This window comes from Serratia sp. P2ACOL2, assembly GCF_003691565.1.
GTDB classification, from domain to species: domain Bacteria; phylum Pseudomonadota; class Gammaproteobacteria; order Enterobacterales; family Enterobacteriaceae; genus Serratia; species Serratia liquefaciens.
On record NZ_CP033162.1, the window covers coordinates 2,222,672 to 2,238,853 of the forward strand.

14 protein-coding genes are annotated in these 16,182 nt (G+C 58.2%); 9 read left to right on the forward strand and 5 right to left on the reverse strand.

Annotation, left to right across the window (positions count from 1 at the left end):
• The first annotated feature begins 8 nt into the window (after positions 1–8).
• The 3 genes from prc (at position 9) to htpX (ending at position 3,814) form a co-directional block, all read left to right on the forward strand.
• A complete protein-coding gene (gene prc, locus EBA31_RS10980) occupies positions 9–2,045 on the forward strand; it encodes a carboxy terminal-processing peptidase (RefSeq protein WP_122079013.1) in 2,037 nt (678 codons plus the stop codon).
• 99 nt (positions 2,046–2,144) lie between these two features.
• Positions 2,145–2,528 (forward strand): DUF4260 domain-containing protein, encoded by a 384-nt coding sequence (locus EBA31_RS10985; protein ID WP_116690653.1) that lies wholly within the window; start codon positions 2,145–2,147, stop codon positions 2,526–2,528.
• Positions 2,529–2,935: 407 nt separating this feature from the next.
• Positions 2,936–3,814 (forward strand): protease HtpX, encoded by an 879-nt coding sequence (htpX, locus tag EBA31_RS10990; protein WP_020826553.1) that lies wholly within the window; start codon positions 2,936–2,938, stop codon positions 3,812–3,814.
• A 164-nt stretch (positions 3,815–3,978) separates the two neighbouring features.
• On the opposite strand, the gene EBA31_RS10995 is transcribed toward htpX, so the two are convergent.
• A complete protein-coding gene (locus tag EBA31_RS10995; protein WP_122079016.1) occupies positions 3,979–4,866 on the reverse strand; it encodes a LysR family transcriptional regulator in 888 nt (295 codons plus the stop codon).
• A gap of 175 nt (positions 4,867–5,041) precedes the next feature.
• Between EBA31_RS10995 and EBA31_RS11000 the strand changes: the two genes are divergently transcribed.
• Genes EBA31_RS11000 through EBA31_RS11010 form a run of 3 tightly spaced genes read left to right on the forward strand, consistent with a single transcriptional unit; the run spans position 5,042 to position 8,015 of the window.
• Complete coding sequence (locus EBA31_RS11000; protein ID WP_122079019.1) at positions 5,042–6,574, forward strand: MFS transporter; 1,533 nt, start codon at positions 5,042–5,044, stop codon at positions 6,572–6,574.
• Positions 6,571–6,801, forward strand: a complete 231-nt coding sequence (locus EBA31_RS11005; protein ID WP_122079021.1) for a hypothetical protein — start codon at positions 6,571–6,573, stop codon at positions 6,799–6,801. Before EBA31_RS11000 ends, EBA31_RS11005 begins: the two co-directional genes overlap by 4 nt.
• A complete protein-coding gene (locus tag EBA31_RS11010) occupies positions 6,798–8,015 on the forward strand; it encodes an MFS transporter (RefSeq protein ID WP_122079023.1) in 1,218 nt (405 codons plus the stop codon). The genes EBA31_RS11005 and EBA31_RS11010 overlap by 4 nt, the downstream gene beginning before the upstream one ends.
• 261 nt (positions 8,016–8,276) lie before the next feature.
• On the opposite strand, the gene EBA31_RS11020 is transcribed toward EBA31_RS11010, so the two are convergent.
• Positions 8,277–9,671, reverse strand: a complete 1,395-nt coding sequence (locus tag EBA31_RS11020) for an MFS transporter (protein WP_122080610.1) — start codon at positions 9,669–9,671, stop codon at positions 8,277–8,279.
• A gap of 211 nt (positions 9,672–9,882) precedes the next feature.
• Between EBA31_RS11020 and kdgR the strand changes: the two genes are divergently transcribed.
• A complete protein-coding gene (gene kdgR / locus EBA31_RS11025; RefSeq protein WP_122079028.1) occupies positions 9,883–10,674 on the forward strand; it encodes a DNA-binding transcriptional regulator KdgR in 792 nt (263 codons plus the stop codon).
• 74 nt (positions 10,675–10,748) lie between these two features.
• Here the strand turns inward: kdgR and phnR are convergent, their stop codons facing one another.
• Positions 10,749–11,468, reverse strand: coding sequence for a phosphonate utilization transcriptional regulator PhnR (phnR, locus tag EBA31_RS11030; RefSeq protein ID WP_122079031.1), 720 nt, complete (start codon positions 11,466–11,468; stop codon positions 10,749–10,751).
• 269 nt (positions 11,469–11,737) lie between these two features.
• Here phnR and phnW point away from each other — a divergent pair, with 269 nt between their 5' ends.
• Complete coding sequence (phnW, locus tag EBA31_RS11035) at positions 11,738–12,841, forward strand: 2-aminoethylphosphonate--pyruvate transaminase (RefSeq protein ID WP_122079033.1); 1,104 nt, start codon at positions 11,738–11,740, stop codon at positions 12,839–12,841.
• Positions 12,842–12,849: 8 nt separating this feature from the next.
• Positions 12,850–13,659 (forward strand): phosphonoacetaldehyde hydrolase, encoded by an 810-nt coding sequence (phnX, locus tag EBA31_RS11040; RefSeq protein ID WP_122079036.1) that lies wholly within the window; start codon positions 12,850–12,852, stop codon positions 13,657–13,659.
• A gap of 66 nt (positions 13,660–13,725) precedes the next feature.
• On the opposite strand, the gene EBA31_RS11045 is transcribed toward phnX, so the two are convergent.
• Positions 13,726–15,117 (reverse strand): L-cystine transporter, encoded by a 1,392-nt coding sequence (locus tag EBA31_RS11045; protein ID WP_162302884.1) that lies wholly within the window; start codon positions 15,115–15,117, stop codon positions 13,726–13,728.
• 183 nt (positions 15,118–15,300) lie between these two features.
• Positions 15,301–15,849, reverse strand: coding sequence for a metal-dependent hydrolase (locus EBA31_RS11050; RefSeq protein WP_020826560.1), 549 nt, complete (start codon positions 15,847–15,849; stop codon positions 15,301–15,303).
• Positions 15,850–16,182: the final 333 nt, after the last annotated feature.

Below are 16,182 nucleotides of genomic sequence, written 5' to 3' on the forward strand. Positions count from 1 at the left end.
ACCAAGGCATGAACAAATTTGTCAGATTAACAGCAGTCGCGGGTCTGTTGTGGGCGGGCGTCAGTTACGGAGCGGACACAGCCAACATCCGCATCGATCAACTGCCCCAGCTTAAGCAGGAACCGCAACATGCAACGGTGAGTGAGCGCGTAACGTCGCGCTTCACTCGCTCTCATTACCGCCAGTTTGCCCTCGATGCGGACTTTTCAGGCAAGATCTTCGATCGTTACCTGAATATGCTGGACTACAACCATAACGTGTTGCTGGCCTCCGACGTGGCGCAATTCGCCGACAAGCGCAACCAGCTGGGCGATGAGCTGAAAAGCGGTAAGCTGGATACGCCATACGCGCTGTACAATCTGGCCCAAAAACGCCGTTTTGAGCGTTACACCTATGCCTTGTCGCTGCTGGAAAAGCCAATGAGCTTCACCGGCAACGACACTATCGATCTCGACCGCAGCAAAGCGCCGTGGCCGAAAGACAAGGCCGAACTGGACAGCCTGTGGGATGCCAAAGTCAAATATGACGAGCTGAACCTCAAACTGACCGGCAAGACCGACAAGGAAATTCGCGAAACGCTGACCAAACGCTATCAGTTCGCCATCAAGCGCCTGACGCAAAGCAACAGCGAAGACGTATTCCAACTGGCGATGAATGCCTTCGCGCATGAAATCGACCCGCATACCAATTATCTGTCCCCGCGCAATACCGAACAGTTCAACACTGAGATGAGCCTGTCATTGGAAGGCATCGGTGCAGTGCTGCAGATGGATGACGACTACACCCTGATCAACTCCATGGTACCGGGTGGCCCGGCGGCGAAGAGCAAGGCGATCACCGTGGGTGACCGTATTGTCGGCGTTGGCCAGGCGGGTAAACCTATGGTCGATGTTATCGGCTGGCGTCTGGACGATGTGGTTTCGCTGATCAAAGGGCCGAAGGGCAGCAAGGTGCGCCTGGATATCCTGCCTGCGGGCAAGGGCACCAAAACCCGTGTGGTGACGCTGACCCGCGAGCGCATTCGTCTGGAAGATCGCGCGGTGAAGATGACCATCAAGACCGTCGGCAAAGAGAAAGTTGCGGTGATGGACATCCCAGGCTTCTACGTTGGCCTGACCGATGATGTGAAAGTTCAGTTGCAGAAGATGGCCAAGCAGAACGTCAAGAGCCTGATCATCGATCTGCGCACCAACGGCGGCGGCGCGCTGACCGAAGCGGTATCACTGTCCGGTCTGTTCATTCCGAGCGGCCCGGTGGTGCAGGTGCGTGACAACAACGGCAAGGTGCGTGAAGACGCGGACACCGACGGCGTGACCTACTACAAAGGGCCGCTGGTGGTGCTGGTTGACCGCTTCAGCGCCTCGGCTTCCGAGATCTTTGCTGCGGCGATGCAGGACTACGGCCGCGCGCTGATCGTCGGTGAACCGACCTTCGGTAAAGGCACCGTCCAACAGTACCGTTCGCTGAACCGCATTTACGACCAGATGCTGCGTCCGGAATGGCCGGCGTTGGGCTCGGTGCAATACACCATTCAGAAGTTCTACCGCGTGAATGGCGGCAGTACCCAGCGTAAAGGCGTAACCCCGGATATCCTGATGCCGAGCGGCATTGATCCGGCGGAAACCGGTGAAGCCTTTGAAGACAATGCGATGCCGTGGGACAGTATTAATGCGGCGACCTACACCAAAACTGGCGATCTGAAGCCTTTCGATCCTGAATTGCTGAAAGATCACGAGCAGCGTATCGCCAAGGATCCTGAGTTCCAGTACATCGCGCAGGATATCGCGCATTACAAGGCGCTGAAGGACAAGCGCAACATCGTTTCACTCAATCTTGCCCAGCGCGAGAAAGAAAACCACGATGATGACGCTACCCGTCTGCAGCGCATTAATGACCGCCTGCAGCGCGCCGGTAAAAAGCCGTTGAAGAAGCTGGAGGATCTGCCGAAGGATTACCAGGAGCCCGACCCATACCTGGATGAAACCGTGCATATCGCTCTGGATCTGGCGCACCTTGAACAGGCGCAGCCAGCGGCAGCGAAGTAACGCAGCCAAGCACCAAAAAGAAAAACGCACCTTCGGGTGCGTTTTTTAATGGGCGCGGTCAGGGCCCCGAGTCGAAATTAAACGTTTTGTGAGGTCACGATGAGCGACTTAAGCCCGCCAATGCGCGCTGTACTCCGTTTTGAAGCCGTGCTGGTGTTGATACTGTCCGTGGTGATATACCACGGACAACACTACAGTTGGGGATTGTTTGCCGCCTGTTTCCTGATCCCCGACATCTCTTTTCTGGCCTATGTATTGGGTAAAAAAGCGGGGGCCATCGGCTATAACCTTGCCCACTCTTATATTGGACCGGCGTTGTGCGGCCTGGTATTTGCGGGAACCCAACAGCCACACTGGTTGATGGCGGCGTTGATTTGGGGCGCGCATATCGGTTTTGATCGAGCCTTGGGTTATGGGCTGAAATACGCTAGCGGCTTTGCAGATACCCATCTGGGCGGGCTGGGACGTAAACCACAGCGTTAAAATACCGCCCCCTCGAAGTGCGAGGCCGGTGTGCAGCCCACTTTCTTGCGGTTGCGTAAGCCCAGTTGCCGCCGGCGAGGAAATAGATCAGGGAGCGACGGTAAGGGTAGCGCTTTGTGACGTAAATCTTACCGGCTGGGGCTGGCGGACACTTTGCTTCCTGTGCAGAGGACGGAATTTTGTTCGGTTGATCGGATTGGGTCGCAGATAAAATTCCCATAAAAACTCGCCGCTTTACGCAACAGTCGTTTACAATTTGGGGAGTATTGCTGAAGCGCCGTTTTTGTAAAGTTTCGTATTTTTAGTAGGTTAATGGCGTGCAACTCTTGAAACTGTGATGAATGCCCATACGATCTAGGGTATCCAAGGCAGCGTTTTGTTAACATTTATGAGGAAGTAAACATTTTATGATGCGTATAGCTCTGTTCCTGCTCACCAACCTGGCGGTGATGTTGGTTTTCGGGCTGGTGCTCAGCCTGACAGGAATCCAATCCAGTAGCGTTCAGGGCCTGATGATCATGGCCGGTCTGTTCGGCTTCGGCGGTTCTTTTGTCTCACTGCTGATGTCCAAATGGATGGCGCTGCGCTCCGTTGGCGGGGAAGTGATTGAACAGCCGCGTAACGAAACCGAAAACTGGCTGCTGGAAACGGTACGTCGTCAGTCGCAGCAGGCGGGCATTGCCATGCCGCAGGTCGCTATTTATCACGCACCGGACATTAACGCCTTCGCCACCGGCGCGCGTCGCAACGCTTCGTTGGTCGCCGTCAGTACCGGTCTGCTGCAGAGCATGAGCCGTGACGAAGCGGAGGCGGTTATCGCCCATGAAATCAGTCACGTCGCTAACGGTGACATGGTGACCATGACGCTGATTCAGGGTATCGTGAACACCTTCGTGATCTTTATCTCGCGCCTGATTGCGCAGGTGGCCGCCGGCTTCCTGGGTAACCGTGACGGTGAAGGGGAAGGTAACGGCAACCCGATGATCTATTTTGCCGTGTCGATGGTGTTGGAACTGGTGTTCGGTATCCTGGCCAGCATCATCACCATGTGGTTCTCGCGTCACCGTGAGTTCTACGCCGACGCAGGCTCCGCCAAACTGGTGGGCCGCGAGAAGATGATCGCGGCGCTGCAACGGCTGAAAACCAGCTATGAACCGCAGGAAGCAGGCAGCATGATGGCGTTTTGCATTAACGGCAAATCCAAGTCGTTCAGCGAACTCTTCATGTCTCACCCGCCGCTCGATAAGCGTATCGAAGCGCTGCGTTCAGGCCAGTACCTGAAGTAACCCAAAGAACGTAAAAAACCCCGGCTTGCCGGGGTTTTTTATTTCAGGCGTCGCCGGGCTGATGGAGAAGCTTTCATACAAGCAGACAGAGGCGAACGCCTGCGCAGGCCACGCTGTTCATTGGGTAAGATTGATTCGATCTCCCTCGAGCCGATCGTGAACCATCAGGACTTAAAAAGCTCCGCGCTCATGAAGTCGATGAACGCGCGCAGCTTCGGCGCCAGGTGCTTGCTCGACGGCCAGAGCATGCGGAAGGTGCCCTGATGCTGGTTGAAGTCGTCCAACACCGTCACCAGCTCGCCCGCCATGATCGCGTCGCACACCATGAAGTCCGGCAGGCAGGCGATCCCGAGGCCATCGCGGGCGACGTGAACCAGGGCCTCGGTGGTATTGCACACCATCGAGGCCGGGAGGACAGGTTCCGCTTCGCCCTCCCGCATGCGCAAGGGCCACGGCTCGAACTTTCCGGTGCTCGGGAACTTGTGTTGCAGGCAGGAATGGCCCGTGAGGCCGGACGGCACACTTGGCGTGCCGCGTGCGGCGAAGTACCGGGGCGCACCGATCAGCAGCAGCTTAAAGGTGCCCAGTGGACGCGACATCAGCCGGGAGTCCGCTGGCTCCCCGGTGCGAATGACGGCATCGAATCCATCCTCGATCACATCGACCATCCGATCCGAGAAATCCACATCCAGCTCGATGGCCGGGTAGCGGTGCATGAAGGCCGTCAGCGCCGGCATGACCAGGCCGCTGACCAACGGCAGGCTCACGCGCAGCTTGCCTCGGGGCGCCTGCCGGGTTTCCGACAGTTCCAGCTCCGCGGCTTCGACTTCGGAGAGGATACGCCGGCAACGCTCAAGGAACAAAGCGCCTTCGGCCGTTAGTGTGATGCTGCGCGTGCTGCGATGGAACAGGCGCACACCCAGCCGTTCTTCAAGCCGCGCTACGCTCTTGCCTACGGCGGAAGACGAGATGCCGAGCACTCGCCCAGCCTCAGAAAAGCTGCGGGCTTCGGCCGCCTGCACGAAGAACTCGATGCCGTTGAGGAAATCCATTGTGTCGCCCATCTAGGAATATTTGTCCGATATGTTCGGAACCTTAGCCTATTTTTCTTAACCGTGCGAACGCATACGCTGACGGCTGCACAGGTTGGATGCGGCTGTCTTGTCTTTCGAGCTATGGCTTTGGTGTCTGCCTGTCCCTTCACGGATTCTTTAGCGGAGTTTTTCCATGACACACGCCTCGGCCGCCATTGGCGGTACTAACGGCCGCGACTGGCTGCAACTGCTGGCCGCTTGCCTCACCGGCATCCTGATCCCGTTGTGCTTCACCGGGCCAGCCGTCGTGCTGCCGTCCATCAGCCAGGAGCTGGGCGGGACGGCAGTGCAATTGAACTGGGTGGTTAATGGCTACATCCTGACCTACGGCAGCGCCATGATGGCGGCCGGAAGTCTGACCGATACCTATGGCCGCAAGCGCGTGTGGCTGGTTGGGCTGGCGCTGTTCGTGCTGGTGACGTTCGCCATTCCGCTGGCACCCTCGGTCGGCTGGATCGACGGCCTGCGCCTGGCTCAAGGCCTGGGTGGCGCAGCCGCCTTCGCCGGCGCCATGTCTTCGCTGGCGCAGACCTTCCATGGCTCGATCCGCACACGGGTATTCAGCCTGCTTGGCACCACGTTCGGCATCGGTTTGGCCTTCGGGCCGCTGGCGGCGGGCGGGTTGGTGGAAATTGCCGGCTGGCGCTGGGTGTTCCTGGCGACGGCACTGATCGGTGTGGCCGGCTTCGGGCTGGTTTGGGCCAGCGCCACGGAGTCCCGTGACCCGCAGGCCAAGGGCCTGGACTGGCCGGGCGCTATCAGCTTCACCGCCGCACTAACTTTGTTCACCTACGGCATCCTGCTGGCGCCGGAGGACGGCTGGCGCAGCGCCGCGGTCATCGGCTCGCTGCTGGCGGCGGTCGTGCTGTTCGTGGCCTTCGTGCGGATCGAGCGTCGTGTCGCCCGCCCTATGCTCGACCTATCGTTGTTCAGCCGTGCGCGTTTCGTCGGCGTGCAGGTGCTGGGCGCGTCGCCGGCCTTCTTTTTCGTCACGCTGATCGTGATGCTGCCAGGCCGTTTCATCGGTATCGACGGGCTGGGCGCGCTCGAAGCGGGGCAAATGATGATTGCCCTGGCTGCGCCGCTGCTGGTGGTGCCGTTCCTTGCCGCGCTACTGTCGCGCTGGTTTACCTCCGGCATATTGTCCGGCGTCGGGCTTCTGCTGGTGGCGGTCGGGCTGATCTGGCTGGGCCAGGTGCTGGCGGGAGGGGCTGGTGCCGCGTTGGTGGTGCCGCTGGCGCTTATCGGTATCGGTATTGGCCTGCCGTGGGGGTTGATGGATGGCATGGCCGTGAGCGTAGTGGAGAAAGAACGCGCGGGCATGGCGACAGGGATCTTCAACTGCGTGCGCGTCTCGGCTGACGGTATTGCCATTGCAGTGGCGGGTGCGCTGTTGTCGTTCCTGCTCCAGGCTGGATTGCTCGGCGCCTTGGACGCGGCTGCTCCAGCCGTTGTGATCGAGGCCGCCAACCGTGCGGCGCTGGGCGATCTGGCGCAGGCGTCCGCGCTGGTGCCCGGTGAACGCGCCTTGCTGTTGGCAACCTACGACCACGCATTCCGCTGGGTCTTGTACGTCCTGGCCGCGTCGTCGGCACTGACGGCATTGCTGGTGTTTGCCTTGCTCGGCCGTTCGCGTGCCCATGAAGATGTGGGAGCGGCGGTATGAGCCAGGCCGGGACAGGTTCCTTACCGAGCGACCTTACCCAGCATCGGGCCTATGCGCGGGTCTCCCTTTGGATGCGGCAACAGGCGCAAGGGGTGGCCCTCGTCGCGTTGAATCTGAAACCGATGCGGCGTACCACCGCCGAAGTTTTGGCGGAATACGCGCTGTCGGAGTTTCCCATCGGGGTGGTCGACGCAGCGATGCAGAACGCCGGAGAGGCTCATCCATGACCGGCCGCCCATCGACGGTGTCCATGTGGGGTGCGGCATGGCTGGTGACGGCCGTGTTCATGCTGTCCAACTCGCCGACGCCGCTGTACGTCTACTGGCAGCAGGAAATCGGATTCTCCACCGGCATGCTGACGGTTATCTTCGCCCTCTACATCGCCGGGTTGCTGGGCACCTTGCTGGTCGCCGGGCAGTTGTCCGACCGCTATGGCCGCAGGCCGATCCTGCTGCCGGGCCTGCTGGCCGCGCTGACGGCCTGCCTGCTGTTCGCCGGTGCGCAGTCAGTGCTGGCTTTGGGCATTGCCCGACTGCTGACGGGCATCGCCGTGGGCGTCATGGTATCGGCTGGCATGGCGGCCGTCGGCGATCTGGGCGGCAGCGATCGCAGGCGCCAGGCGGCGTTGCTGGCTTCGGTGTCGATGGTGTTCGGAGCCGGACTGGGCCCGCTGCTCGCGGGGGGCTTGGCGCAAACGCGGGCGCATCCGATCCTGTCGGTGTTCGCCACCGAACTGGCCGTCCTCGGCAGTGCGCTGGCCGTTGCCTGCTTGCTGCCTTTGTGCCGTCCGGCTCGATCCGGCGGCCAACCATTGCGCCTTCGGCTACCCACGGTGCCCGTCGCCAATCGGCGGCATTTGGCCTGCGGCATCGCCACTTTTGGGCCGGGTATCACTGCAACCTCGTTTGTGTTGGCGCTGGGGCCATCGCTGCTGTCCCGGCTGCTCGACGTGCGTAGCCCCATTATCGCCGGCGGCATGGCCTGCGCCATGTTCCTGACCGCCACAGGCGTGCAGTTCGCGGTGCGCCACTGGCCGATACGCTCGATCTTCCTGGCCAGCACCACGGCCACGGTATTGGCGATGGCGAGTCTGGGCATCGCCGTGCATGCCTCGCTCGCATCGATGCTGGTGGTTGCGGCGCTGCTGGCGGGGGCCGGGCAGGGCCTGGGTCAGTTGGGTGGCCTGACCCTGATTGGTCTGCATGTGCCCGACGGACGGCGCGCCGAGGCGAATGCAGTGTTCAACATCGGCGGCTATATCCCGGCGGGGCTGCTGCCGGTTGCGGCCGGCTATCTGATCGACAGGCTTGGGCTGGCGGGCGGCGCCACGCTGTTCGCCATCGCGCTGGCCCTGGTCGCAGGCGTGGGCGGATTGTTCGTGTTCAAGGCGTTGGCGGTTCTTGGCGAACCTCGCACAATGCAACCCTCCAAGAGGGAATGACGATGGCGCTGCGGCATTTCCGTTGCTTGCCGTAGCCTAAGAACTGGGCATGGTTCGTTCGCACGAACCACGCCCGGCACACGCCTGAACCGCGCGTCTGTTTCGACAGCGTGCCCGCGTTGCTGATTCTCAAGGAAGCGTGGCTATTCCTTGATGAGCCGTCTTTCACGGCCCGCATCCGGCAATGGCTCAAGACCTCAGGAAAAAACGTCAACGTCATCTTCGCTACGCAATTACTGGCCGATAACATTTTTATGCCTGCTATTTGGCTTGCTCACTGTTTTCTACCGCTTGCGCACGCGGTTGGGTAATGCGCAGGCTGCTGACTGCCGCCGCCAGCGTGGCAAAGGTACCGGCCAGAATCAACGAAGCGTGGGTACCGGAAGTGGGGAACAAATTGAACATCAGCGCCACCAGTGCGGCACCGGAAGTCTGCCCCAATAGTCGGGCGGTACCCAACATCCCGCTGGCGCCGCCGCTGCGGTTGCGCGGGGCGGCGGAAATAATGGTGTGGTTGTTGGGCGATTGAAACAGCCCGAAGCCGGCGCCGCACAGCATCATGCGCCAAATGATATCCAGATCGGAAGGGTTATGCGGCAGCAATGCCAGCAAGAATAACCCCAATGCAAACACCGCCAGGCCGATACAACCCAATAATCCGGCGTGGATCCGCTCCACCAGCCGCCCGGCCAATGGTGCCATGACGATAATCGCCAGCGGCCAGGGGGTCAGCAACAGCCCGGTGGCGACCTCATCGCGGCCCAGCGTCCCTTGCAGAAAGAAAGGTAACGAGACCATCGCCAGCATTTGTGCGGTAAAGGAACAAATTGAGGTGCCCATCGACAGGGCGAAAATCGGGATACGCAGCAGGTCTACCGGCAGCAGCGGAAATTCCTGGCGCAGCTGGCGGCGGACAAAGAAGAAGCCGATGACCAGCAGCGCGGCGATTTCACTGAAAATCAACGTCAGGCTCTGGCCCTGGGCAAAGCCACTGATGGCGGTGATCAGCAGCCCGAAAGTCAGGGCGTTCATCACCGCACTGGTTGGGTCGAAACGCTGATTGGTGCTCTTCTGACTATTGGCGGGAAGATATTTCATCCCCAGCAGCAACGCCACAATGCCGATCGGCAAGTTGATGGCAAACAGCCATTGCCACGAGGCCACCGAGAGGATTGCCGCCGCCACCGTGGGCCCGGCAGCCGAAGAAAAGGCGACAATCAGCGAGTTGATACCCATACCGCGTCCGAGAAAACGTTGCGGATAGATAATGCGGATCAGTGCGGTGTTGACGCTCATGATGGCGGCGGCGCCAAACCCCTGAAGCACGCGAGCAATAGTCAGCGTCGTCAGCGAGTCGGACAGTGCGCAAAACAGTGAGGTCACGCTGAAGACCAGCAAACCGGCCTGATAGATGCGGCGATAGCCAATCAGATCGCCGAGCGAGGCCAGCGACAGCAGGGAAATGGTGATGGCTAACTGATAGGCGTTCACCACCCAGATGGAGCTGGCTGGGCTGGCGTTCAGGTCGCGAGCGATAGTCGGCAGCGCCACGTTGGCGATTGCGCCGTCGAGCACGGAAACGGTGATGCCGAGGGCAATGGCGAGGATTGCCCCATAGCGCTGCGGGACGGGGAGGCCGTCGGTACAAGAACGCATGTTGATCTCGAAGGTATTAATCCGGGGGAGTATTACCATGCTAATCATGTTCGTCTGCGATTGCATCCACAGTTTTCCGTTCAATTGTAATAACCGATGAGATCCCAGCCTGCATTCAGCCCAGCCCGATTGCGTGGCTTCTGCGGTACCGCGTATACTGAAACCCTTGTTCAAATTTCTTAAAACACAAAAGCTGGGTAGGATTTTGACTATGGTGAACGCAGATCCAGACAAACAACCGGATGCGGTTTCCTCCGTGCTGAAGGTATTCGGTATCTTGCAGGCGCTGGGCGAGGAGCGTGAGATTGGCATTACAGAGCTTTCCCAGCGGGTGATGATGTCCAAAAGTACCGTATACCGTTTTCTTCAGACCATGAAGTCGTTGGGCTATGTGTCGCAGGAAGGGGAAACGGAAAAATATGCCCTGACGCTCAAGCTGTTTGAACTGGGTGCCAAGTCGTTGCAGAACGTCGATCTGATCCGTATTGCAGATGTTCAAATGCGTGAACTGTCGAATCACACCCGGGAAGCCATTCACCTTGGGGCGCTGGACGAAGACAGCATTGTCTATATCCATAAAATCGACGCGCAATATAACCTGCGCATGTATTCACGCATCGGTCGGCGTAACCCGTTGCACAGTACCGCGATCGGTAAAGTGTTGTTGGCGTGGCGCGATAGGGCGGAAGTGGCGCAAATTCTGTCGCAGATTGAATTTACCCGCAGCACGCCGAATACCCTGACCGATGCCGGGGCGCTGCTGTCGCTGTTGGATCAAGTGCGTGAGCAAGGTGTGGGTGAGGACATCGAAGAGCAAGAAGCAGGGCTCCGCTGTATTGCGGTGCCGGTATTTGACCGCTTTGGTGTAGTGACCGCCGGCCTGAGCATTTCGTTCCCGTCGATTCGTTACTCTGAAGATGCCAGGGCAGATTACGTCAAACGTCTGCACACCGCCGCGCGCAACATTTCTGAGCAAATGGGCTATCACGACTACCCGTACTGATCCCGTCAGTTGACCAAATCAAGGGCGCAGCCATTCACCGGCGGCGCCCTTTTTTGTTTGGCACAGGGCAGAGATCACAGCGTATCGACCTCAATGCGCAGGCTGTCATGTCGCCAGTATTCGATATCAAAATCGAGAATTCGCCCGTGCTGGTCGTAGTTTAACCGGCGTAGCAGCAGTGCGGGCAAGCCAACCATCGCGCCCAACGCAGTGGCGGCGGCGTATGGCAGGGCGGTAGGGTAAAACGACAGGTGCATCCGGTGGTAAATCAAATTGTACCGTTGCTGATAAATCTCGGTCAGGCTGCCGTTAAGATCCTGGTTGAGCAATTCAGGCACCCGCTGTGGCAGGCAGTGGTTCTCGCAATAGCAAATAGCCCGGCCGTCGGCATAGCGTACGCGGCGCAGCAGATAAATTGGGTCATTCGGCTCCAGCGCTAATGGTCGCATTACGTCGAGTGGCACCGCGGTTTTTTCGGCGGACAACAGCTCAGTGCGCGGCGTGCGCCCCTGCTCCTGGCATAACCGGTGGAAGTTGGTGTTCTGCGTCGGATCCAACCACAACCTTTCCGGCGTAACAAACCAACCCCTGCGGTCGGCGCGGTAGATGGCACCGGTGGCTTCCAACTGCGCCAGGCTTTCCCGTACGGTGACACGAGTAGTAGAGAAAATGGCGCACAGCTCACGTTCGGAAGGCAGCTTATCGCCCGCCTGCAGCGCGCCGCGCGTGATACGCGCCTGTAGCTGTTCCTTGATTTGCAGGTAGTGGGGCAACTCACCCAGATGTTCTTTCATTTCATCTCGCTATGGCATTACGGCACGCGCTCATTATATACCCGTCATACTTCAAGTGGCTTGGGTGTTAGCTGCCTTCACTCACCCCAGTCACTTACTTGAGTAAGCTCCTGGGGATTCACTCAGTTGCCGCCTACAAGCAACTCGAATTATTTGGGGTATACATGCGCAGATGAATTTTTTGTTTCACCTGCGGTTGGCGTTTGACCCGAAGGCCGGGTTGCGGTCAGTATAATACTCATCTGGTATAGACCAATTGGGTGAATGAAATGTCTGAGCACGATTATTTGCTGTTAACCCCTGGCCCGTTGACCACCTCAAAAACGGTGAAGGAAGCGATGCTGTTCGATAGCTGTACCTGGGATGAAGATTACAACCTGGGCGTGGTGCAGAACATTCGTCAGAAGCTCGAGGCCCTGGCGACTCGGTCGACGGGCTACACCTCGGTGTTGTTGCAGGGCAGCGGCAGTTTTGCGGTTGAAGCGGTATTGGGCACGGTAATGGGGCCGCAGGACAAATTGCTGATCGTCAATAACGGCGCTTATGGTGCGCGGATGATCGAAATGGCCCGGTTGATGGACATCAACCACCATGCGTTCAACTGTGGCGAAGTGAATGAGCCGGATGTTGAGGCGATGGAGGCGGTATTGAAAGGCGATGCAGGCATCAGTCATATCGCCATGGTGCATTGTGAAACCACCACGGGAATGCTGAATCCGCTGGAGCGCGTCTCAGGCCTGGCGGCGCGAAATGGCAAAACCCTGATCGTGGATGCGATGAGCAGTTTCGGCGGTATTCCGCTGGATGTCGATGCGCTGGGCATTGATTATCTGATCAGCTCGGCCAATAAATGCATTCAGGGCGTGCCGGGTTTCGCCTTTGTTATTGCCCGCCGCAATGAACTGGATAAGTGCGCGGGGCGCTCGCGTTCGCTGTCGTTGGATCTGTATGCTCAGTGGCGCTGTATGGAAGATAACGCCGGAAAATGGCGCTTTACCTCGCCGACGCATACGGTGCTGGCTTTTGCTCAGGCGCTGCGCGAGCTGGAGCAAGAAGGGGGGATTGAGGCCCGCCACGCTCGTTACCGGGCAAACCAGCAGCGGCTGGTGGCTGGGATGCGCGCGCTGGGGTTCGAAACCTTGTTGGAGGATGATTTGCACTCGCCGATCATCACCGCGTTCTATTCCCCGAAGGCCGACACTTACCGTTTTACCGAGTTCTATCAGCGCCTGAAACAGCAGGGCTTTGTCATCTATCCGGGCAAGGTATCGCAGAGCGACTGCTTCCGCATTGGCAATATCGGCGAAGTTTACCCGCAGGATATCGAACGTTTGCTGGCCGCGGTCGGGCAGGCAATGTACTGGGAGCAATGAGGATGAGCATGAGTCAGATTAACGCAGTGATACTCGACTGGGCCGGCACCACGGTAGATTTCGGCTCCTTTGCGCCAACGCAGATTTTTGTTGAAGCCTTTAAGCAGACCTTTGATATCGACATCAGCCTGGCGGAGGCGCGCATTCCGATGGGGTTGGGCAAATGGCAGCACATTGAGGCTTTGGGCAAATTGCCCGAGGTGGATGCGCGTTGGCGGCAGCAGTTGGGCCGCTCCATGAGTCATCAGGACATTGACGCGCTGTATCAGGCTTTTATGCCGTTGCAAATTGCCAAGGTGGTCGACTTTGCCGATCCGATTGAGGGTGTGCCACAGGTGATTGCTGCATTGCGTGAGCAGGGCATCAAGATAGGTTCCTGTTCGGGCTATCCGCGGGCGGTGATGGAGGTGCTGGCGCCAGCAGCGGCGCTGCGAGGTTACGCGCCGGATCACTGGGTTGCGACTGACGATTTGGCCGCTGGTGGGCGTCCAGGCCCGTGGATGGCGCTGCAAAACGTGATTACGCTGGGTATCGATTCGGTGGCGCACTGTGTGAAAGTAGATGATGCAGTGCCGGGTATCAGCGAAGGATTGAATGCAGGCATGTGGAGCATCGGGCTGGCGCTGTCCGGTAACGAGTTTGGTGCTACCTGGCAAGAATATCGACAAATGAGCGAGTCGGAAGTCGACAAGCGGCGCGCTTTGGCAACCGATAAACTGTATGCCGCCGGTGCGCACTATGTGATTGATACATTGGCACAGCTGCCGGATGTGATTGCTGAAATCAATCAGCGGCTGGCGGCGGGCGAACGGCCCTGAGCGGATTGCAGATATAAAAAAACCGGGGCTGCGAACAAGCCCCCGGTTCTTTATTGCCGACGAGATTTACTGGTGAGCCAGTTCCACTTCGTCTTCACTGTCCATAATGGACTTGTCCGTTTGCTTCATCAGTTGGCTGGTGATGGTGCCTGCCGCCATAGAGCCGTTGACGTTCAGCGCAGTACGGCCCATGTCGATCAGCGGTTCAACGGAGATCAGCAGGGCAACCAGCGTCACTGGCAGACCCATTGCCGGCAGCACGATCAGCGCAGCGAAAGTCGCGCCGCCACCCAAGCCGGCGACACCGGCAGAGCTGATGGTGACGATACCGACCAGGGTAGCGATCCACACCGGGTCCAGCGGGTTAATCCCGACGGTTGGGGCCACCATGACCGCCAGCATCGCTGGGTACAAGCCAGCACAGCCGTTCTGGCCAATGGTGGCACCGAACGAGGCCGAGAAGCTGGCAATGGATTCCGGTACGCCCAGGCGACGGGTTTGCGCTTCCACGTTCAGCGGAATGCTGGCGGCGCTGGAGCGGCTGGTAAAGGCGAAAGTGATGACCGGCCATACCTTGCGGAAGAACTTCAGCGGATTAACGCCGGTGAAGGCCAGCAGGGCAGCGTGCACCGCAAACATGATCGCCAGACCCAGATAAGAGGCCACGACGAAGCTACCCAGTTTGATGATGTCGTGAACGTTAGAGCCGGCAACCACTTTAGTCATCAGCGCCAGAACGCCATAGGGAGTCAGTTTCATCACCAGACGCACCAGTTTCATCACCCAGGCCTGCAGGGTGTCGATAGCGACCAGCACGCGCTCACCTTTTGGCTTGTCGTCTTTAAGCAGCTGCAGCGACGCCACACCCAGGAAGGTCGCGAAGATTACCACGCTGATGATTGAGGTAGGGCTGGCACCGGTCAGATCGGCGAACGGGTTTTTAGGAATGAAGGACAGCACCATCTGCGGTACGGTCAGGTCGGCCAGTTTGCCCACATAGTTGCTTTGGATTGCGGACAGACGCGCACTTTCCTGCGCCCCTTGCACCAAGCCTTCAGCGGTCAGACCGAACAGGTTAGTTACCAGCACGCCCACCAGCGCCGAAATCAGCGTGGTGAACAACAGGGTGCCGATAGTCAGGAAGCTGATTTTCCCCAGGGAAGAGGCGTTATGCAGCTTGGCGACCGCGCTCAGAATCGAGGCGAAGACCAGCGGCATGACAATCATTTGCAGCAGTTGCACATAGCCGTTACCGACGATGTTGAACCAGCTGATGGATTCTTTCAGTACCGGATTGTCCGAACCGTACACCAGCTGCAGTGCCAAACCGAACACCACACCCATGACCAGGCCGACCAGTACCTTTTTCGCCAGGCTCCATTGCTTATGGCGGCTTTGCGCCAACAGCAAAAGGAGGGCGACAAAAATCACCACGTTAATAACCAGCGGAAAATTCATCCCCAATGTCTCCAAAATTTTTTCTTATATGAAAATGGCTATGCACCATGGCGTAGCGATACTAAATATCGTAACAGTTTGCTTAACGGCTCACTTATATCCAAATGGAATTTGATATAACTCATTGCGTAAATTTGTTTAATTTATGCACTCTATGGTTATTAAATGTCCGTTTTTATGTGATCACAGTCTGATATTTTTTATTTGCTCAAAATAAGACTGCACTGGGATGGTGCATCCGCCCTGCCAATAGATAGCGAAAGCCACCAGGCACAGGCACAGGGCGCGCTCAAGCTGATTGCCTTTCTGAGAATTTAGCAGCGGCAGACGAAAACGCCAGCGGCATGGCCAGAGTAGGGGGACGCCGGCGGGAGTGAGCATATCCGCCAGCAGATGGCTGAAGTAACCGATGATCATGGCATGCAAGACGTCGGCCGGAATCGGCCAACTGCGCGGCACGTCAAGCTGGAACAACGCCATGCCGCCGGCGATCGCCAGCAGGCTATGGGTAAAACCGCGGTGGCCGAAGGCGCGCGATATCGGAATGGCAATCCAGCGCAACCGTTGGCCCAGTACCGACTTGGGGTGATCGATATCGGGCAGCAGTGAGGTCAACAGCGCGGCAGGGATGATGTGCCACCAGTCGCCCGTTGCCAGCTCTGGGGTCACCTCGGCCTTCTTGGCGAAAATCGCGCAAGCGACAGAAAAAATAAGATGTCCTTCCGCGGTCATACTGCTGTTCCGGCTGATAAACTGTTAATTTATCCAGTATATGGGAAAATTCCCAGTAGTGGAAGCAGTTACCCTGTAACCAATTGTTTATTTTTCCCGGTTTTACAACGGCTTGTTACTTAAATGGTCAAGTGCTGTACGCTTTTGCTGCGGTAAGGGGATGGGCGTGGGAGAAAGCGCCGGGCGACAGGGTAAGGCTGCGTGGCAGTGACAGCCTGTGCCTAACGTCCGGCGACTTTCTTGAACTGCAGCATAATGAGGCCGCTACAGTAACTCAATAAAAATGAAATAATGTTTTATTTATTTTATGACGTGCAGCCAGATTTTGAACTT